Source organism: Paenibacillus sp. LK1, assembly GCF_002750415.1.
Lineage (GTDB): Bacteria > Bacillota > Bacilli > Paenibacillales > Paenibacillaceae > Paenibacillus > Paenibacillus taichungensis.
This window is the reverse complement of sequence record NZ_PEII01000002.1, coordinates 639,746-659,051: the sequence shown is the minus strand read 5'-3', so window position 1 is coordinate 659,051 and position 19,306 is coordinate 639,746. Positions and strand designations below refer to the sequence as shown.

The window sequence follows — 19,306 nt, the reverse complement described above, 5'->3', positions numbered from 1 at the left end:
AGGAGGTGGAGACAACTTGATAACCAATCCGGATACCACCATCGCTGCGTCAAGACTTCACAAAGGGAAGAGCAGTCGCATCGCATTCAGACGTTTTATGCATAATCAGTTGTTAACCACAGGGGCGGGAATTCTGCTTGTTGTTGTGCTGCTGGTAATCATCGGGCCGCTGCTTACACCATACGGGCCGTTACAGATTGATCCGGTGAATCGACTTAAAGGGCCCAACTTGCAGCACATATTTGGCACAGATAACTTTGGACGTGATGTATTCACTCGCGCCGTATATGGTTTGCGTATTTCGGTTGCGGTAGGTTTTGCTGTTACGGTCGTATCTTCTTTGATCGGCATGATTGTTGGGCTGTTATCCGCAAGTTATTCGGTGCTGGATCACATCTTTATGCGCATCTGTGACGGTTTGTTCGCTTTTCCGTCCATTTTGCTTGCCATCTCCATTATGGCGGCTCTTGGCCCAAATCCGGGTAATGTCATTATCGCCCTAAGTATTATCTTCATTCCATCGATGGCCCGGATTATTCGTTCCAAGGCGCTGGTCATTCGGGAGTTAACTTATATTGAAGCGTTGCATGCGCAGGGAGCAAGCAGCTGGCGCATTATTTGGATTCATATGGCGCCCAATACGCTGTCTCCGCTCATTATCCAATCCAGCTTTATTTTTGCCGTATCGATCCTGACGGAAGCCTCTCTAAGTTTTCTTGGAGCGGGTATTCCTTCCCCGTCCCCAAGTCTCGGGAATATGCTTTTTGACGGAAAAACAGTGATCTACAACGCTTGGTGGATGACTGTCTTCCCGGGCATTTTCTTGGTGCTCGTTGTACTGGGTCTGAACCTGTTCGGCGATGGCCTTAGAGATCTGCTCGACCCACATACGAATAAGGTGAAAAGGGGGAGACGTCGTGGGAAAACAACCGCTGCTTGAGGTGAAGGACCTGAAAGTGTCCATTTCAACCGAAAAAGGAACCATTCACCCGGTGGAAGGCGTATCCTTCCATGTCCTTGCCGGGGAGACGCTGGGTATCGTAGGTGAGTCCGGTTGCGGGAAAAGCGTAACCGCCGAATCCATTCTCAGACTGTTTGACGAAGATTACGTGGATTACTCGGGTGAAGTCCTCTACGAAGGAACCAATCTCTTAAGCTTATCCAAAAGACAAATGGAACGTATTCGTGGCAATGAACTCTCCATGATCTTTCAAGACCCCATGTCTTCCCTGAATCCGGTTCAGACGATTGGCAAACAAATTGCCGAGAGCTTGAAGCTGCATCAAGACATGAATGGCAGACAGGCGCGTCTTGCTGCCGTGGATCTACTGCGTATGACAGGTATCCCTTCACCTGAAAAGAGGGTGGATGAGCATCCGCATGAAATTTCGGGAGGCATGCGACAGCGGGTCATGATTGCCATGGCACTTGCCTGTAATCCGAAACTGCTTATCGCAGATGAACCGACAACGGCACTGGATGTGACGATTCAGGCGCAAATACTGGAGCTGATTGAAAGTCTGCAAGCGCAGACGGGACTTGGTGTCATCCTGATTACACATGACCTGGGTGTAGTCGCAGAGACGTGTACGAGAGTAGCCGTTATGTATCTTGGACAGGTCGTGGAGGAGGCGAGCGTGGACGATTTATTTTTCAATCCCCAGCATCCGTATACGTCAGGTTTAATGAAATCCATTCCCCGTATTGATGGCGAGCAGCACAGCAAGCTTCATGTTATTGAGGGAACGGTACCCGCGCTGCATCAGGTTCCAACAGGCTGCCGATTCGCTCCAAGATGCGCTTATGCGGATGAACAATGCTTGCGGGCAGCACCTTCCTTGAAACAGGTGGACGAGAAACATTCGGTACGCTGCTGGTATCCCGGAATAGCAACGATTCAGGAGGAGACACATGAACTCGAAATCATTGGATGAGTCGAAGCCGCTGCTGCAGGTTAGCAATCTGAACAAACATTTCCCTGTTCGATCTTCTTTTGGTAGAACCAAGGGGCAAGTCAAGGCCGTCAACGGGGTATCCTTTGACATCCACCAAGGACAAACCTTTGGCCTGGTGGGCGAATCCGGCTGCGGTAAAAGCACACTCGGGCGGTCGATTCTCCGACTTGTTGAGCCGACATCAGGGGAAGCATTTTATGAGGGCACAGATATTCTGGGGTTAAGCAAAAAAGAATTGCGAAGCTACAGGCAGCATATGCAGATGGTATTTCAGGACCCGTACACCTCGTTGGACCCTCGTAAACGCATCGGTTACTCCATAGAAGAACCGCTGTTAATCCACAAGAAGGGCAACAAACGGCACAGAACGGAAACAGCCATGTCGTTGCTGCGCAAAGTAGGATTCAGTGAAGAACATTACGAGCGGTTTCCTCATGAATTTTCAGGTGGTCAGCGTCAAAGGCTGGGCATCGCTAAAGCGTTGGCCCTTGGACCGAAGCTCATTATATGTGATGAACCCGTATCGGCGCTGGACGTATCGATTCAGTCCCAGGTTATTAATTTGCTGGAAGAGGTTCAGGAGGAGCTGGGCATCTCCTATTTATTCATTGCACATGACCTTAGCGTTGTACGCCATATTGCCGACCGCATCGGTGTGATGTATTTGGGCGAGATGGTGGAGCAGGGGCCAGCGGAAGCTTTATTCGCCGATCCTTTGCATCCTTATACCAAATCATTATTGTCTGCGGTACCGATCCCGAATCCTCGTGCCAAAAGGGAAAGAGTTGTATTAAGCGGTGAGATCCCATCGCCACTTCATCCACCTGCCGGTTGCGTTTTTCATACCCGATGCCCATACGTTATGGAGACATGCCGACAGGTCGTTCCACAGAAACGATTCGTCGCTCCAGACCGTGAAGTGCAGTGTCATTTATACGATGAATAGAGGAGGAATGAAACAATGAGTTTTCGTAGTTCAGCCGAAAAGTGGAAGGACGAAGCTATACGGCTTCGCCGCCATATTCACCAGAATCCTGAGCTTGGTCACCAGGAGTTTGAAACGGCCAATCTGGTTGCTCAATTTTTGGAGGACGTTGGTCTCGAAGTAGAGACGGGTGTAGGCGGCACAGGGGTTGTCGGGCTTTTGAAAGGCGGACGTGAGGGAAGAACCATTGGAATTCGCGCTGATATGGATGCACTGCCTATCGTAGAGAAGACAGGATTGCCGTTTGCCAGCGTTCGCGAAGGGGTGATGCATGCTTGCGGGCATGATGTTCATACCGCCATTCTTCTTGGAACAGCAGCCGCATTAAGTGAGCACAGGGATGAGCTCCAGGGAACAGTGAAGTTCATATTCCAGCCTGCTGAGGAAGTTCAAGGAGGGGCAACGGATCTGATTGATGCAGGTGTATTGCATAATCCGGAAGTGAATGCGATCATTGCGCTCCACGTGTGGCCGGATTTGCCTGCTGGCAAGATTGGTTTGAGAAAAGGGGCCATGCTGGCAGCGGCAGATGCTTTTGATATACGAGTGACGGGAAAAGGGGGACATGCTGCCTATCCACATCGAACCGTTGATCCGGTCATCATTGCTGCCCAGATTATCACTGCGTTACAAACGGTAGTATCCCGAAACTTGTCTCCGCTTGATTCTTCCGTCATCTCGATTACGAAACTGCAAAGCAATAGCAATGCGTATAACGTTATCGCTGGGGAGGTTCAACTCAGAGGTACCATTCGTACGCACAATCCTGAGACGCGTGAAGCAGTGCCAGTATATATGAAGAGACTCATTGAGACCATTGCGGAAGGGTTCGGTGGAAAAGCGGAATTTGATTACTACCGCGGCGGTTCTCCTGTTATAAACGATGATCATATTGTCGATGTGATTGAACAGGCAGCGGCAGATACCATTGGCCGGGAAGCTGTGGTGTATCTGAAGGAGCCATCCATGGGCGCCGAAGATTTTGGAGCGTATCTCGAATATGTGCCAGGTGCCATATTCCGGCTCGGCACGGTTACAGAAGAAGATGCCCGATCAGAGCTGCCCCTTCACAGTGATTCCATTATTTTTGAAGAGCAAGCGATTGTTACAGGTATATCGGTTCTTGGAGAAGCAGCCATCCGTTACTTGAACCAGAGCAGTGATGATGAAACAAGGGTTGCCCTGAGTGTTGCAGCAGGCAATGAGGAGAGAGGGAATCGACATGACTGAGTTGAAGCAGCAGTCGGAGGTGCACTCCATACTGCATGAGATCGACCGTGATTTCTTGCTTGAATACAACAGACAGATTGCGAAGGAGATTCGTTTGTCGGGTTCCGAAGAGGAACTACGGGCATTCCATTATATTAAGGAACAGCTTGAGGATTTTGGGTTGACCACCGAGCTTACGTTTGACAAAGCTTACATCAGTATCCCTGTCAGTGCAGAACTTAAGGTCGGCAGCATTTCTTTTGCAGCTATCACGCACTCCATGTCAGCCCAGGCGGAACAGTTGAGCACGCTTTTGAGATTCATAGAGCTAAAGGATTCAGACCAGACCTACTGGGCCAATCAAGTGACAGGTCAGGCGGTGGTCGTTCACGGACTTGCGAATGGTCCCACGATTTATCGTTTGCAGCAGTTGGGTGCAGTAGCGGTCATATTTATCAATAGTGGTGCGTACACGCATGAAATGATCGTTTCCTCCGTGTGGGGAAATCCGACACCAGAGGATGATGGCTATCCGTCTATTCCGGTTCTGTCGGTCAACCATTCAGATGGAGAGCAGATCAAGTCTTTAATCGCCGCCGAAGAAAGAGAGAATGTAGAGATTACGTTGACCGCGGAAGTGCGCACAGACTGGGTGAACATTCCGACCTTGATTGCTGAGATAAAGGGGACGGAAGAGCCTGAATCCTTTGTGTTGTTTAGCGGACATGTGGATTCATGGCATTATGGGGCGATGGATAACGGCTCCGCCAATGCAGTCATAGTGGAGACGGCACGGGTATTATCATTGCATCGTAACACGCTGCGGCGCTCCGTTCGGTTCGCATTTTGGTCAGGCCATTCCCACGGCAGATATGCCGGCTCTGCATTATACAGCGATCTTCATTGGGAAGATTTGCACGAAAACGGGGTGTTGCATATCAATATTGATTCCGTGGGCGCCAAGGGAGCGAGTCAGCTCGGTGCAGCCAATACAATGGCAGAGACACGGACACTTTGTGCAAATGCCATACGTACCGTCACGGATGAACCTTTTCGCGGTTCTCCATTTGGAAGGTCGGGAGATCAGTCCTTCTGGGGTGCTGGACTTCCGTCCGCTTTTATGGGGCTGTCCTATCAGCCTGAGGGCTGGTTTGGCTGGTGGTGGCATACGACTGAGGATACGCTGGACAAAATTGACGGAGATTATCTGGCACGTGATTGCAAAGTGTACGCAGCAGCTGTCCATAATGCTGCCTCTTCTCCCATTATTCCACTTGACCAGAGACAGGCGATCCGAACCCTTTCCGAACGAGTTGGTTACTACACAGAACTTATCGGAGACAAGCTTGATCTTTCACGCTTAATAAGCAGGATCCAGCAGCTACAGAATGCCACGGACCATTTCTATGACCGGATAGGCTCCACGTCCCTGCCGAATGCTTCTGTTACAGAAGCGAACCGAACGATATTGTCACTTAGCAGATGGCTGGTGCCCATCAATTATGTGCGAGGCAGCCGCTATGATCATGACGCCGCAGGCAGTCATTCACTTGTGCCTGCGCTGTCAGACATCGAGCTTCTGGCGACAGCCGAAGTAGGAAGTGAAGCCTTTTTCAGACTCCAAACATCACTTATACGTCAGGTGAATCGGATTGGTTATGAAATAAAGCAGGCAGTGCGACTTGTCGTGGAGGCCGAAAAGAATCTCGTTTTGAATTAACCCAAGTTCAAGCAGCCTGTTTACAGCAAGAACATCATGATATAGAGGAGCGACTGTCATGCCGGAACGAACATTTGCAGGGAAAAGGGTAGTCATTACCGGAGCGGCAGGTGTTTTTGGCCAATGGATTGCACAAGCATATGCCGCCGAAGGTGCGAGCCTTTATTTGTCCGATATCCGCGAGGATGCCCTAAGAAATACAGTAGACAAGCTGAGGCAGGAGGGAGTGGATGTTCACTGGCATGTAACGAATCTTGTGGATGAACACTCCATTAATGAATTGGTTCAAGTGGTCGAGCAGCAATGGAAAGCGCCGGATATTGTCATCAATAATGCGGGAATATATCCATACCGCACACTCATGAATATGACACTTCAACATTGGAATGAGACAATGGATCTAAATCTGGCAGCGCCATTCCTGCTCACTCAGCATTTTGCCAAACAGATGATTGCGAGCGAAGTAGAAGGTTCCTTCATTAATATAAGCTCTGGGGCAGCTTCCACCGCAGGTGTCGGCATGGGGAATTATTCGGTTTCAAAAGTAGGGATCGAGATGCTGACCAAAACCTTTGCCCTGGAGTTGTCGCCCTATCGCATTCGGGTAAATGCGGTTGTGCCGGGTTATGCACCCGGCAGCGAGGTTAGTGTGATGACGAAGGAGCATACAGAACATATGATCAAAATTACACCGCTAGGCCGGACATCAGGTCCAGATGACGCTCCCCAAGCGATATTGTATCTGACCTCTGACCAGGCTTCATTTATTACAGGCAGCATATTAACGGTTGATGGTGGACGCACGGCAGGCAGACTCAAGTAACAGTTCGCATCCTGAAAATAGAATGGCAGCTGGTGAGTCAATTTTATGGGATAGCCAGCTGGGAAGGGAGTTCAAATTCAGGAACATATAAATTGCTCTGAAGCAGCGCAGCTCGAATGTCGAGCATGAGCTTTTCGCTCGCGGAACCAAGCGGTATATTTCGCTTACGCAAAATGCCTGCAATGGGCCCAACCTTGAGATCGGCAATTTTTTGGATAACAGTACCGGGAATGGCTGGGCAGATTGTTGCAATCGGAGCAATGGTTATGCCTAATTTGGCTTGTACATAATACTTGTGAGACCGGATATTGCTTATTTCGATTCCCTGATAATCGCTGTCGATTTTCTCGGCCAATAACTGCTCAATGCGGATGCGAATCGGGCAATTAGGGGGTGTGAATAGGAATTGTTGTCCTTTCAGATCTGCCAAATGGATTTCATCACCCTGAGCAAATGGATGTGAATCATACAACAGCAATGCCATCGGTTCAAAAAGCAGCGGTTGAAACTCGGTCTCCATACTCGTCTCAGGAGAAGGGCAGACGGCAAAGTCAAGCTGCTCATCAATTAGCAATTCATTAAGCAGCTTACTGTCCCCGATTCGCACGCTGAGCTTAATCTTGGGATTCTGTTTAACAAAAGAAGACAGAATAGCAGGAAGCCGATGGCTGGCTGTTGGCTCGGATACTCCAATTCGTACAAACCCCGCTTGTCCCTGTTGAATGTCTGTGATCGTATTTGTCAAATACTCGTATTCCTTTAAGAGCTGATCGGCTCTGGCGTAAAAAATTTTCCCCGCTTCCGTCAATTTAATCTTTTTGCCTCTATCCAGTAATTTCATACCCAGATCGGCTTCAAGCTTCTGCATATGCAGTGTAATAGCGGGTTGTGAATACTGCAAAGCTTCTGCTGCCTGTTGAAAGCTCCCGAGCTTTACAATCGTTTGAAAGGTCTTGATCATTCGCATTTCCATGGCAAACACCTTTCTATTCATTATTGTAATGATATCAGTATATCATGGTTAATGCATACTATCCCAATAGGATATTATGTTTTTAAAATGTTATCAAGGATAATTTGCTCCTGTTCTTTCCGTGCATTGAATTGATAGCGCTATCACAAAAAATGGCCGAAATATAAGGGTTGACAGTGTTTTTCGAAACGGTTTTAATTATATAGACCGATTGTTATAATTCATTTAAGGATGTGGCTTTATTGAGTGAAAAGTCTAATGCTAGAGAACTAATCGTCAGCACAGCAGCCAGACTGTTTTTTTCACAAGGATATCATGCGACCGGTCTAAATCAGATTATTAAGGAGAGCAGTACGCCAAAAGGCTCGTTATATCATTATTTCCCACATGGCAAAGAAGAGCTCGCTCACGAGTGTATTCAAAAAGCCAATGAAAACATTCTGCAGAAGTTTGAAGAAGTATTTGCTGCTCATGATAATACGGGGGATGCCATTCAGCAATTTATTCATGACTTAGCCATTGAAACGGAGGCGGCAGGTTTTACGGGTTTTCTTCCATTTAGTTTCTGGGCAGCCGTGGAGACCTCGTGCATCAGTCATCAATTGCGAATTGCATGTCAGGACGTGTTTGCAGGATGGCAGCAAATCATTACGAAACATCTGATTTTGGATGGCATAGGCGAAATGAAAGCACAAGAGATGGGACTACTCGTCATTTCCTTAATGGAGGGCGCGTTGATTATCAGCCTGACCAACCAGGACAAACAGCCCTTGCTGACGGCTGCTGATTATTTGTCCGTTGTGGCGAAAAATGCAAAAGAGAAGCAGTAAGCTTCGTAAAGAGAAATAGAAATCGTCAGATTGTTTGAGGAGGATGGGATTGTGGAAGCTGCCATGAAGGCTGGTTCTGTAAAGGATCAACAAGAAACAAAACAATATAAAGTATTTCCGATTTTATTCGCTATGCTACTTAGCGGTTTTATTGGTCTGTTCGGTGAAACTGCACTAAATGTGGCATTGACACCACTTATGGGCTTGCTCGAAGTTGGACCAACGACCATTCAATGGTTAACGACAGGTTATTTGCTCGTTTTGGGTATTTTGGTTCCGGTTTCCGGTATGCTGTTACAATGGTTTTCAACGAGACAGTTGTTCACAACTTCTCTGATTTTTTCGATTGCAGGAACGCTAGTTGCTGCTATTGCACCGAGCTTTGAAATTCTCTTGGTGGCACGGGTATTGCAAGCTGTAGGTACAGCTCTGTTACTGCCACTAATGTTCAACACCATATTGGTTATTTTCCCGATTGAAAAACGTGGCGCTGCCATGGGATTGATCGGTCTGGTTATCATGTTTGCACCAGCAAGTGGTCCAAGTATCTCGGGTCTGATTCTGGCCAATCTGAGCTGGCACTGGATTTTCTGGATCTCCTTGCCGTTCTTCATTATTTCATTGGTATGCGGCTTGCTGTTCTTACCGAATATCTCGAATTTGACCAAGCCCAAAATTGATGTTCTTTCCATTGTGCTTTCCACACTTGGTTTCGGTGGTATCGTGTACGGATTCAGTAGTGCAGGAGGACATGGGGAAAGTGGTGGTGGCTGGACCAGTCCTATCGTTGTAGCCACACTGGTTATTGGAGTATTATCTTTGCTGCTGTTCAGCATCCGTCAACTGAGAATGAAACAGCCGATGATGGATCTGCGGGCATTCAAATATCCAATGTTTACAGTCGGCTTGATTCTGATTTTCCTTTGTATGATGATGATGTTGTCATCCATGCTGATCCTGCCGATGTACCTGCAACAAGGTATGGCGGTTACGGCTCTGACTGCCGGTCTGGTACTGCTGCCGGGCAGCTTGCTGAATGGATTCTTGTCTCCGGTTATGGGGCGTCTGTTTGACAAATTTGGTCCGAAGTGGCTTGTGATTATCGGTCTTGCGATCGTAACTGTTGTACTCTTCTTGTACACAGGAATCACTCCGACAACGACCCTTGGCAAGATTATTACGCTGCATATCTTCATGATGATCGGGATTTCAATGATCATGATGCCTGCACAAACCAACGGCTTGAATCAATTGCCACCTGATTTCTATCCTCACGGAACGGCGATTATGAATACATTGCAGCAGGTATCAGGAGCTATTGGTACAGCTGTTGCGGTAAGTATATTGAGCGCAGGTCAGACACGCTTCTTGAGCGGTGTGACAGATCCGGAGAGTCCAGAGAATCAGTTGGCTGGCTTCACATCCGGTGTACAAAATGCATTTATTTTCGCACTGGTTCTTGCTGTCATTGGTCTGATCATTTCACTCTTCGTGAAACGAGTTAAGGTCGGTGCTCAGCAGGGTCAACAAGGACCTATGCATTAATTGAAAGTCATATTAGTAATGAAACGATGCTCTCTCATTAATAGAGGGCATCGTTTTTTTGTACCTTGACATGAAACGGGTTCCATCCATTAGAGTGAAAATAAAACTGCCAGTCGAATAAAATAAATCTCGATTTTGGAAGCAAATAGTTCATGTTCTGGCGAAATTGTATATGTTCATATGAAATTTTAAAGATAATATAGAGAGTAGATTAATAATAACGGATAGAGGAAAACGTTTTAGAATGTATCTTATAATCAAGGAGACGTCTTTATGAGAATGGTTAAATCAATTCCTGTTAATATTGAACAATTGCTAGATCGATACGAGAAAAATGGTCATCTGACCATGCAAGCTTCACTAATGGGAAAGCAGTCGGTTGTCTATCGTTTACAAGAGTATTGCCTTAAGGTATATACGCCTCGTGGAAAAGTGGATGGAGAATTTGAATGTGACGCGCTCATGTCATTGCAAAACAACCATCATGTTCCCGAATTGTATGCGTACGCTTCGGGGAATTTTGTGCTGACAGAATGGATCGATGGCCTCAATCTGAGACAGTTTCGGATAACATACGGGCACATACCGCACAATCTGATATATGATATGTTTTCAACAGAACTTCAGCAGATTCAGGCGGGTTATCGTGATTGGGATGTCATACGATATGAGAATTTGTTATGGACTGCAACAGGTGAGGTCAAGCGAACTGATTTTTGGCTATGTGAACCTGTCAGTTGTATGCGGTTGCGGGAGCGATTACAACAAGAGATTATTCGAAAGATTGAGCGGATATACAGCGGTGATGGAACTGACATGGAGGAGATCGTGCATTATTTTGATCGACACGGTCTTACGAGCACGGAGGTTCAAGAGGCATTGGCACATTTCAGATCGCTAACACCGAGGATGGCACTAGCACAGTAACGAGTTTAACGAAATAAAAACCCTGACGATTACCAGAATCGTTGGGGTTTTTTCGAAAGAAATTTTACGCTATTTTGCGTTTGTTTAGGAAATCTACTTCTTAACCAGTTCCAATATTTCATTGGCAACAAGATCCGGGTGATATTGATGAATATAATGCTCGGTATCCTTTACAGTTACATGTTTGGAATGTTCCGACCAGGACGTAAATTCAGCTTGGGTTTTATCCCATATCGGCTCACTGGCTCCGAAGTAATCCGCTGTCAGTATGGTTAGTGAAAACGGGAAGGGCTTTTTGTTATCGACGACTACCTTGGCATTGGCTGTCATTTCACGCAGCTCATCCAGAGTGTTCGCATTCCCATAGTTAAGCAATAGAGCCGTGGTATCTATTTTTTTCAGATCATCTGGTACAAACTTCAGGCCGTTGCGATTGGCATTGGAGGCTTCCAGAACAGCGTCAGACTGTAGAGTCAACCGAAACAAACCGGTTTTGATCCGAAATTGGTTCATGAAGCCACCAATCACACTTGCCATATCGTCAGTGTCGTTGGCGTAATATTCCGGACTTCCCCCATCCAACATGACAATACCTTGTACTTCATCCGGATATTTTTGCGCAAATCGGAGCGTTTCCAGCGAACCGAGGGAGTGCCCCACCAGAACGTATGGCGGCTTTTGCCCAGATACCTCTAATAACTCGTGCAATTCATCTGCCACAGTATCCACATCGCGTTTCTTATCGGTCATATCGCTATAACCATAGCCAAAGCGATCATAAACCGCGAATTTCGTGTACGGTGCAAGCTTTTCATAAAGCGGATAATAGTCTACATAAGGATTAGCGGTGCCCCACCCGGATGCAAGGACAACTGTTGCATTTCCTTGACCACCCGTATATAAATGCATATTTTCATCATGTATGCTGTAGAGCTTGCCAGGCGGAATAAATGTTTTCTGATCCTGACGGGTACTCACTTGTTGATAGATAAAGCCCGTAACCAGAAGGAGAAGTAAAGCCACTGCTCCGAATATAAACGTCTTAAATAATCTTCTGCGAAATTTTTTCATCATCTCTCACATACTCTCTCTGTATTTTCTCTATCATATATGCCCAATCTTATTGGAGAGAAAACAGAGTCTTAATTCCACCTTAATTATTTTTGCCCGATTAAATTGGATAAAATGTATATTTCTCAGAATTGATTGATAGCCAAAGGCGGCACTGTTGATATATTATACCGGTATGAAGGATAGAAAGGGCGAGGAAGCAGAACGTGCTTATTAATGTAAGCGCTATCTTAATGAACGCCATAGCTGTACATTGTAAAAAGGGGGACATCGCGATGAAAGTATTGATTGCCGATGACGACGATTATACAAGAGAAGGACTAGTGGAGGCTATCGACTGGGAGAGCTTCGGTGTACATGAGGTGCTTCAGGTCGAGGATGGAGCCATGGCTTTACGTATTGCAACCGCTCAAAGGCCCGAAATTGTCATTACGGATATACGCATGCCGAAGCTTAATGGGATCGAATTTGCCGAGCGGTTCGTGGCAGTCTGCCCAGATAGCAAGCTGTTATTCATGAGTGGGTATATGGATGTGGCATATCTGAAGAGTGCGATTCAGCTCTCGGCCGTCGATTATGTGGAAAAGCCGATCAAGTTGCCGGAGATGGAGAACGCCATTCAGAAAACGGTGCATTATATCGCCGAGCGGAAGGCGCAGCATGTATTGTTGGATCAGAAGATGGACCTGGAGCGTGTGAAGCTGGCTAATGCCTTGAGAACGCAGTCCCAACCCGCTGATGAACTTAGGTGCAAAGCCCAGGAAATCGGTTATCCGGTACATGCGAGCTATGTCTGTCTGATCGTAACCCAGTTCAACAAGGAAATACTGTTTGATGCCGTCAACATCCAGAATTACTGGGAACAACATAATCTTGCTACCATCGCCGAGCAATTGGATTATGACCGTTTGCTGCTTGTCGTGGCACTGCCCCGACCGGATGAGGAGATAGTGAGGCTACTAGCAGAAACGCTATGCAGGGAGTATAGCGGGCTTCGTATTGCAGCTGGTCAGGTAGTGGCTGGACTGGAGGAAGTATCCAGAAGTTTCCGCGAAGCGGCACTGGCCATGGAACATGTTTTTTTCAAGCCAGATCTGTGTTATCTCACATATGATCCGGTGAATTACGCACCACAAGGGCTCAGAAGCGACATATATCCTGAATTCTACCAGTTGCTGAAGCAGGAACCGGATGGATTAATCGACTGGATGGAGACGTTCTGTAACAGAGTGCTGGTAGAAGGGGTTCAGGCAAGAGAAAGAGTGCTATCCATGTGTGTCACGTTTGTCAATGCGCTGTTCAAGGAGAGAAATGGTGTACTAATCCGCAGGGGGAAGATGGTTCAGATTCAAGATGTGGAGAAGCAGTTGAACGAATGCCGTACAATGCTTGAGGTGAAGGATCACATGCTTGAGCTGTGTCATGCGTATCAGGAGGAGTTCACCCGGGTATCCCTATATTCGGGCTTGATTCGTAATGTAATGAACTATATATCTGACCATTGCAGCGATGTTGACCTGGATGTGAGGGAGATTGCTGACCATGTGCACTTATCCACTGCCCATCTTGGTGTTCTGTTCAAGCAGGAGACAGGAACTACGATTAAGCAGTATCTGAATGACTATCGGTTGGAGCTTGCCAAGAGGCTTATTCTTGAGGAGCACTTCAAAATGATCGATATTTCGAAGATGTCCGGTTATGCCAGTGCAGGATATTTTGCCAAAGTGTTTAAGGCTGCTACGGGCGTAACGCCTGTGGAATATCGAAAGAAGTTTTCCCAATGAGGCTTCTGAAGTGGCTGGGCAACCTATCTCTGCAAAAAAAGCTGGTCATTCTGCTGGCACTTGCAGGCATTATTCCGCTGATGATTACGTTCTCGGCGACATACGGCGAACTTCGTAATTCTGTAATCACCGGACAGAACTATGCAGCCAACCAAAGTTTTGACCAAACTTTATCACTGCTGTCCAGCAAATTCTCCCACATTGAGGAAGTGTCGTCGATGATTACGATTGACGAACAGATCAATGCGGTTTTCTCTAAAGACCCGGAGCATATGCAGGTGTGGGAGCAGCTATCCGCCTTTGAACGGATCACGGATTATACACGTATTCTTCAGACAAATTCTGAGATTAACGGTATCGTTTATTATATTAATGATGACTTCGTCATAACGGGTCCACATGCAACGATGTATCGTCCATACGCCCAGGTGTCGTCATTGCCCTGGGTCAGGAAGATCGTTGCAGGGGGCGGCGAAGCGGTGTGGGTGATGATGAAGGATGAGAGCAGCACATCGTCCGTAAGTTATTTAGCGCTGGGAAGAGTGCTTTGGAATATTAACGACTATTCCGAACCGGTAGGCATCGTAACGCTGCGTGTGGAGTTGCCTCAGCTTCAGCCCTATATCATGAACTCAGCCATGGAGCAGCTGGTCTACTTGGATACGGATGAGGGAGAAGTAATCATCAGCAATGGACATACGGAGTTGGAACAACGAAATGGATACAGTTCTCAGGTGAACCGAAATCAGTTTGAAGAGGTCAAAGTGGGTGACTCCTCTTATATCGTCCGAGATTCAAGAGTTGGATCGAGCAATCTGTTCCTGCATTCCGTCATATCTCCAGATACGGCAGCTACAGCTGTGAATAAGGTGCGAAACAAGGTGCTCCTCGTATACTTGCTTGTCTGCCTAGCTCTATTGGTATGCATCATCCCGGTGACGAAATCTATTACGAGTCGCATCTTCTTGCTTATGAACAGAATGAGTCAGGTTCGGCAAGGCAGATTAAATACACTGGATATTCCCAATAGGGAGGATGAAGTAGGTCATCTGGTATCCAGCTACAATTATATGATTAACAGTGTCAGGGAACTGATGGACAATCAGTACAGGCTTGGGCAAGATAAGAAAGGAGCAGAACTGCGGGCATTGCAGTCCCAGATTAATCCGCATTTTCTGTACAATACGCTTGATATGATCGTCTGGATGGCTCAGAAAGAAGAGAAGCAGAACGTTCAGCAGGTCGTGTACGCTCTCTCTGATTATTACAAGTTGATTCTGAATAAAGGGGAAGACTTCGTAACCTTGAGAGATGAACTGCGCTTATCGGAGATCTATGTAAGCATTCAGCAGAAGAGGTTCAAAGGCAAGATCCAATTCGATGTACACGTAGATGAAGCGGTATTGCAATGTATGTTGCCCAAGATTACGCTCCAGCCGCTGGTTGAGAACGCGATTGTACACGGTATTCTGGAAAAGCCCGAGAGCAGTGGCATTATTACAATTACGGGAGGCATAGAGGAAGGGCGAGTACGGATCGTGGTTACTGACGATGGCCCTGGCTTAGAGCTACCGCCCTCTAGGCTTCACCGCCATCAAGGCAGCGGATACGGCGTACATAACATCCGCAAACGGCTGGAGTTTTATTATAATGAAACGGATGGAATACATTATGAATCAGTTCAGGGTAGAGGCACAAGTGTAATCATCAATGTGCCGATGGTTTTTCGGGATGCACATGAATTGAAACAAGCCAGTAATTGATTATCAGGGAAATGGCGACAGGTATTTTTTACCTGTCGCTTTTGTTTTGCATTTTCATCGAAAAGTACCAGAAAACTTGTGAAATTCGAATAGTAGAGAGGTATCGTGCCGGACTACAATAAGAAGCAAGGAAAGGGTGATACGATGGCAGAACCAAATATAGCAATGACGAAAGCGCTCAAACAGAAGAAAAGTCGCTTTGCAGACCTCAGGGAACACAAAACCTATTATATTATGCTGATTCCCCTGGTCGTGTTTTTCACTTTATTCAACTACCTTCCCATGGCGGGACTCTACAACGCGTTTACCGATTATGACTTTAGCAAGGGTTTGTTCAGTCCATTTGTGGGGTTGAAAAATTTTGAGTTCCTGTTCAAAGGAGGCTGGGATTCGATTGTCTGGAAATTGACTCGCAATACGATGCTCTATAATGTGGCCTTCATAGTACTCGGCAACATCTGTCAGATCGCCATGGCCGTTCTGCTTAGGGAACTGACATTCAAGAAATTCATGAAAACGTCGCAGACGCTGATGTTCATGCCTTACTTCGTCTCGATGGTCGTAGTTGGTTCCATTGTATACAATCTGTTCAACTACAAGTATGGTGTGTTTAACAACGTTTTTACGTCATTGGGTTTCGAGCGCTTTGACTTCTACCAGTCACCTGAGGTCTGGCCATTCATCATCGTCATTATCGAAATCTGGAAGGGGCTAGGGTACGGTACGGTCATTTATTTAGCATCTATTATGGGTATTGATGAAAGCGTATACGAAGCAGCTTATGTCGATGGCGCCAGCAAGTGGCAACGGATTCGGTTCATTACACTGCCGCTTTTGAAGCCGACGGTTATCATCCTGGTTTTGTTTGCTATCGGAGGAATTATGAGGGGACAGTTCGATCTGTTCTGGAACATAATCGGCAACAACGGACTGCTGCTGAATGCAACCGACATTATCGATACGTATGTGTACCGTTCATTAACCGTGAATTTCAGTCTCGGACTGGGAACGGCGGCAGGGCTATATCAATCGATGTTCGGATTGGTACTTGTTGTGACGGTAAACGCAATTGTGCGTAAAGTGGATCGTGAAAATTCATTATTTTAATCGTTATCCGAATGGGAGGAAGCCTGATGGCACAACTTGCTGCAACATCTGACAAGAACAAGTTAAAAGTGGATGCAAGCTCGAAAATATTCGATGTTATGGCTGTGGTCATTGTTGGATTGGTAGCACTAATCTGCGTCGCTCCATTTATCCTGATGCTGTCAGGATCACTGAGTGATGAATCCAAAATTGTAGTTAATGGCTACTCACTGCTACCGCAGGATTTCACATTGGATGCATACAAGATTGTTTTCACCACCCTGGGAGGGGAAATTGGCAGGGCGTATCTCGTTACCATCTATGTTACGGTGCTGGGCACAGTGCTTGGATTATTGACAACGTCCATGAGCGGATTCATTCTATCCCGTCCGGATTTTAAGCACCGGGACAAGGTGGCCTTCTTTATCTACTTTACTACGCTGTTCAGCGGCGGACTGATTCCTACCTACTTGGTGGTCGCCAATGTGCTGCATCTCAATCATACGTTGTGGGCGATTATCCTTCCAGGTATGCTCTCTCCATTTAATGTGTTCCTGTTCCGCAATTATGTCAAAAGCATTCCAAATTCCTTAATGGAGTCGGCACGAATCGATGGGGCAGGCGATTTCAGAATCTATTGGCAGATTGTTCTTCCACTCTCGAAGCCTGTTAGCGCAACCATCGGACTGTTCCTTGGACTGGGTTACTGGAATAACTGGTTTGGTTATAGTCTGTACCTGATTTCCGATCAGGAGAAATGGGGATTGCAGTATCTGCTTTATCGTATGTTATCCCGTGTAACGGATGCCGTCAGAGACGCTCAGATTGTCGTGGATCAGCTGCCAAGTGAAACGATGAAGCTGGCAACGACCATGCTGGTGACAGGTCCCATTATCCTACTGTATCCGTACATGCAGCGTCATTTTGTCAGCGGTCTGATTGTTGGAGGCGTGAAGGGATAAATGATAATGGGTTTACACGATCAGGATAGGGTGAAAGGCTGCCACTGGTCGCTTCACATACAAAATATCATCATAATGGAGGGGATTGTTTTGAAAGCGCTACATATTAGAAAATCACTTCTGTCTTGTCTCATGGTATTCACGGTTATCCTTTCCGCATGTTCGAATGGGGGTTCGGACAAAGGTGCTACCGAAGGCTCGGGCACAACGACATCCGATGGCAAGACGATTGTGCAATTGAAGGGTATCACGATGGGAAATGCTCCCGCCAGTGGCATGGACAACTTTTACAAGCAACTGGATGAGCTAACGATTAAGGATCTGGGGGCAACGATTCGTTTTGACTTTGTGCCTTGGGGAGACGAAAAGAATCAAATCAGCAGAGCTATCGCCGCGAAGGAATACGACGTTTATGTTGGCGGCGCATGGTCCGACTTTGCATCGTTTGCCACCAAGAATGCATTTGCGAATCTGACCCCCCTGCTGGGAGATGTGCCTGATCTGGTGGAGCATTATAAAGGCACACTGGATACCGTAAAAATTAACGGCAGTCTCTACGGCATTCCACAATACAATAAGCCCGGAGGCGGCGGAGAAGGCCTGTTGTTCCGTGAAGATCTGCGCAAAGCGTGGGGATTACCGGAAATTACAGATCTGGATACCGTAGAACAATATCTTTACAAGGCCAAAGAAGCTTATCCAGACACGCCGATGATTAATGATAAGCGGTTCGCGGATAACGTCTGGACTCTGGTTGCGGGCTCCAATTATCTGGATCTGGTAAAAGGATACGTTGTTGCTACCGTGGATGAGCCATACAAGGCGATCAGCATGTACGACACACCTGAGTATAAGCAGGTACTGGAGCGGTCCAAAAAGTGGTATGAAGATGGCATTGTGAGCCACGATATTTTGGCTGCTCAGGGCAATGCGACAAGTGAGACGCTGGAATTGATGAAAGCCGACAAAAAGCCGCTTGAATTTAACAACCACTTTGGCGCTGTCAGCAGCAGTTATGTTGGTGCACTGAAAGAGCTGCATCCTGATTTTGAGTATGGCTGGTTTGATTATTATTTCAACAATATTCCGGCCTACATGCCGTTTATGGCACCGGATAATATCACCATGATCTCAATTGGTGCTCATTCCAAACACGTCGAAACGGCTCTGAAGCTTATCGAAAAAGCTCATACTGATCGAACGTATTACAATCTGTTGCAGTACGGAGTTGAAGGAGAGAATTACAAGCTGGATGGCGAATTCGTTAGCTATGAAGGCATCAAATCGGAGAACAAAAAGCCAGGCTGGACGGGGCTATATGATGGATATATGAACCTGCAGGAGAAATATCCGGACGAATGGCAGGCCATTAACGATAAATTGCAGAATGAAGGTGCCAAGAAAGCGGAAGAGAATGGTCAAAGTCCACTGGCCGGATTCGGGCTTGCCACATCTAATGTGGCTGCAGAGCTTGCAAGCATGGAGACGGTTAAATCGCAGTATATCGTTCCGCTGTCAGTGGGTATTACCAAGGATATTGATGCCGATCTTGCCAATGTGAAGAAACAGCTGGAGGGTGCCGGATTCGACAAGTTTATGGCTGAATTACAGGTTCAACTGGATGCTTTTGCAGCAAGCAAGAAGTACTAGACTCGGATTAGTAGAATTGTGGA

At 46.7% G+C, this 19,306-nt stretch carries 16 protein-coding genes; 14 read left to right on the top strand and 2 right to left on the bottom strand.

Going from position 1 to position 19,306, the window contains the following annotated elements; all coding sequences use genetic code 11:
* The first annotated feature begins 16 nt into the window (after positions 1 to 16).
* Genes CS562_RS06560 through CS562_RS06535 form a run of 6 tightly spaced genes read left to right on the top strand, consistent with a single transcriptional unit; the run spans position 17 to position 6,692 of the window.
* Positions 17 to 940 carry an ABC transporter permease gene (locus CS562_RS06560; RefSeq protein ID WP_246318140.1) on the top strand — a complete coding sequence of 308 codons (924 nt, stop codon included), beginning with the start codon at positions 17 to 19 and terminating at the stop codon, positions 938 to 940.
* Complete coding sequence (locus CS562_RS06555; RefSeq protein WP_099854456.1) at positions 918 to 1,934, top strand: ABC transporter ATP-binding protein; 1,017 nt, start codon at positions 918 to 920, stop codon at positions 1,932 to 1,934. The genes CS562_RS06560 and CS562_RS06555 overlap by 23 nt, the downstream gene beginning before the upstream one ends.
* Positions 1,912 to 2,901: an ABC transporter ATP-binding protein gene (locus tag CS562_RS06550; protein ID WP_099854454.1), complete on the top strand. Its 990-nt coding sequence runs from the start codon at positions 1,912 to 1,914 to the stop codon at positions 2,899 to 2,901. Before CS562_RS06555 ends, CS562_RS06550 begins: the two co-directional genes overlap by 23 nt.
* A 15-nt stretch (positions 2,902 to 2,916) precedes the next feature.
* Entirely contained in the window at positions 2,917 to 4,170 is a 1,254-nt protein-coding gene (locus tag CS562_RS06545; RefSeq protein WP_099854452.1) for a M20 metallopeptidase family protein, read from the top strand.
* Positions 4,163 to 5,869 carry a M28 family metallopeptidase gene (locus CS562_RS06540; RefSeq protein WP_099854450.1) on the top strand — a complete coding sequence of 569 codons (1,707 nt, stop codon included), beginning with the start codon at positions 4,163 to 4,165 and terminating at the stop codon, positions 5,867 to 5,869. Before CS562_RS06545 ends, CS562_RS06540 begins: the two co-directional genes overlap by 8 nt.
* A gap of 58 nt (positions 5,870 to 5,927) precedes the next feature.
* Positions 5,928 to 6,692 (top strand): SDR family NAD(P)-dependent oxidoreductase, encoded by a 765-nt coding sequence (locus tag CS562_RS06535; protein WP_099854448.1) that lies wholly within the window; start codon positions 5,928 to 5,930, stop codon positions 6,690 to 6,692.
* Between the two features lie 43 nt (positions 6,693 to 6,735).
* On the opposite strand, the gene CS562_RS06530 is transcribed toward CS562_RS06535, so the two are convergent.
* Positions 6,736 to 7,665 carry a LysR family transcriptional regulator gene (locus CS562_RS06530; RefSeq protein ID WP_180287049.1) on the bottom strand — a complete coding sequence of 310 codons (930 nt, stop codon included), beginning with the start codon at positions 7,663 to 7,665 and terminating at the stop codon, positions 6,736 to 6,738.
* Positions 7,666 to 7,907: 242 nt separating this feature from the next.
* On the opposite strand from CS562_RS06530, the gene CS562_RS06525 reads away from it, so the two are divergent.
* The 3 genes from CS562_RS06525 (at position 7,908) to CS562_RS06515 (ending at position 10,967) form a co-directional block, all read left to right on the top strand.
* Positions 7,908 to 8,495, top strand: coding sequence for a TetR/AcrR family transcriptional regulator (locus tag CS562_RS06525; protein WP_099854444.1), 588 nt, complete (start codon positions 7,908 to 7,910; stop codon positions 8,493 to 8,495).
* A 63-nt stretch (positions 8,496 to 8,558) separates the two neighbouring features.
* The gene (locus CS562_RS06520; RefSeq protein ID WP_076288859.1) at positions 8,559 to 10,040 is read left to right on the top strand and encodes a DHA2 family efflux MFS transporter permease subunit; all 1,482 of its coding nucleotides are present in this window, start codon (positions 8,559 to 8,561) and stop codon (positions 10,038 to 10,040) included.
* A 273-nt stretch (positions 10,041 to 10,313) separates the two neighbouring features.
* Positions 10,314 to 10,967, top strand: a complete 654-nt coding sequence (locus CS562_RS06515; protein WP_099854442.1) for a serine/threonine-protein kinase — start codon at positions 10,314 to 10,316, stop codon at positions 10,965 to 10,967.
* A 93-nt stretch (positions 10,968 to 11,060) separates the two neighbouring features.
* On the opposite strand, the gene CS562_RS06510 is transcribed toward CS562_RS06515, so the two are convergent.
* The gene (locus CS562_RS06510; protein WP_257219405.1) at positions 11,061 to 12,041 is read right to left on the bottom strand and encodes an alpha/beta fold hydrolase; all 981 of its coding nucleotides are present in this window, start codon (positions 12,039 to 12,041) and stop codon (positions 11,061 to 11,063) included.
* 272 nt (positions 12,042 to 12,313) lie between these two features.
* On the opposite strand from CS562_RS06510, the gene CS562_RS06505 reads away from it, so the two are divergent.
* The 5 genes from CS562_RS06505 (at position 12,314) to CS562_RS06485 (ending at position 19,283) form a co-directional block, all read left to right on the top strand.
* Positions 12,314 to 13,822 (top strand): response regulator, encoded by a 1,509-nt coding sequence (locus tag CS562_RS06505; protein ID WP_180287048.1) that lies wholly within the window; start codon positions 12,314 to 12,316, stop codon positions 13,820 to 13,822.
* On the top strand, positions 13,819 to 15,585 hold the full coding sequence (locus CS562_RS06500; protein WP_076288328.1) for a sensor histidine kinase: 1,767 nt from the start codon (positions 13,819 to 13,821) through the stop codon (positions 15,583 to 15,585). The genes CS562_RS06505 and CS562_RS06500 overlap by 4 nt, the downstream gene beginning before the upstream one ends.
* A gap of 144 nt (positions 15,586 to 15,729) precedes the next feature.
* Positions 15,730 to 16,692 (top strand): ABC transporter permease, encoded by a 963-nt coding sequence (locus tag CS562_RS06495; protein WP_246318142.1) that lies wholly within the window; start codon positions 15,730 to 15,732, stop codon positions 16,690 to 16,692.
* A 26-nt stretch (positions 16,693 to 16,718) separates the two neighbouring features.
* Entirely contained in the window at positions 16,719 to 17,633 is a 915-nt protein-coding gene (locus CS562_RS06490; RefSeq protein ID WP_076288329.1) for a carbohydrate ABC transporter permease, read from the top strand.
* A gap of 90 nt (positions 17,634 to 17,723) precedes the next feature.
* A complete protein-coding gene (locus tag CS562_RS06485) occupies positions 17,724 to 19,283 on the top strand; it encodes an ABC transporter substrate-binding protein (RefSeq protein WP_246318143.1) in 1,560 nt (519 codons plus the stop codon).
* The last annotated feature ends 23 nt before the right edge of the window (positions 19,284 to 19,306 follow it).

Bases quoted from the DNA above. Each gene is read 5' to 3' on its own strand.
- CS562_RS06550 (WP_099854454.1), top strand. From the start codon at position 1,912: ATGAACTCGAAATCATTGGATGAGTCGAAGCCGCTGCTGCAGGTTAGC.
- CS562_RS06520 (WP_076288859.1), top strand. From the start codon at position 8,559: ATGAAGGCTGGTTCTGTAAAGGATCAACAAGAAACAAAACAATATAAA.
- CS562_RS06515 (WP_099854442.1), top strand. From the start codon at position 10,314: ATGAGAATGGTTAAATCAATTCCTGTTAATATTGAACAATTGCTAGAT.
- CS562_RS06490 (WP_076288329.1), top strand. From the start codon at position 16,719: ATGGCACAACTTGCTGCAACATCTGACAAGAACAAGTTAAAAGTGGAT.
- CS562_RS06540 (WP_099854450.1), top strand. From the start codon at position 4,163: ATGACTGAGTTGAAGCAGCAGTCGGAGGTGCACTCCATACTGCATGAG.
- CS562_RS06530 (WP_180287049.1), bottom strand. From the start codon at position 7,665: ATGGAAATGCGAATGATCAAGACCTTTCAAACGATTGTAAAGCTCGGG.
- CS562_RS06510 (WP_257219405.1), bottom strand. From the start codon at position 12,041: ATGATGAAAAAATTTCGCAGAAGATTATTTAAGACGTTTATATTCGGA.
- CS562_RS06500 (WP_076288328.1), top strand. From the start codon at position 13,819: ATGAGGCTTCTGAAGTGGCTGGGCAACCTATCTCTGCAAAAAAAGCTG.
- CS562_RS06535 (WP_099854448.1), top strand. From the start codon at position 5,928: ATGCCGGAACGAACATTTGCAGGGAAAAGGGTAGTCATTACCGGAGCG.
- CS562_RS06505 (WP_180287048.1), top strand. From the start codon at position 12,314: ATGAAAGTATTGATTGCCGATGACGACGATTATACAAGAGAAGGACTA.
- CS562_RS06495 (WP_246318142.1), top strand. From the start codon at position 15,730: ATGGCAGAACCAAATATAGCAATGACGAAAGCGCTCAAACAGAAGAAA.
- CS562_RS06545 (WP_099854452.1), top strand. From the start codon at position 2,917: ATGAGTTTTCGTAGTTCAGCCGAAAAGTGGAAGGACGAAGCTATACGG.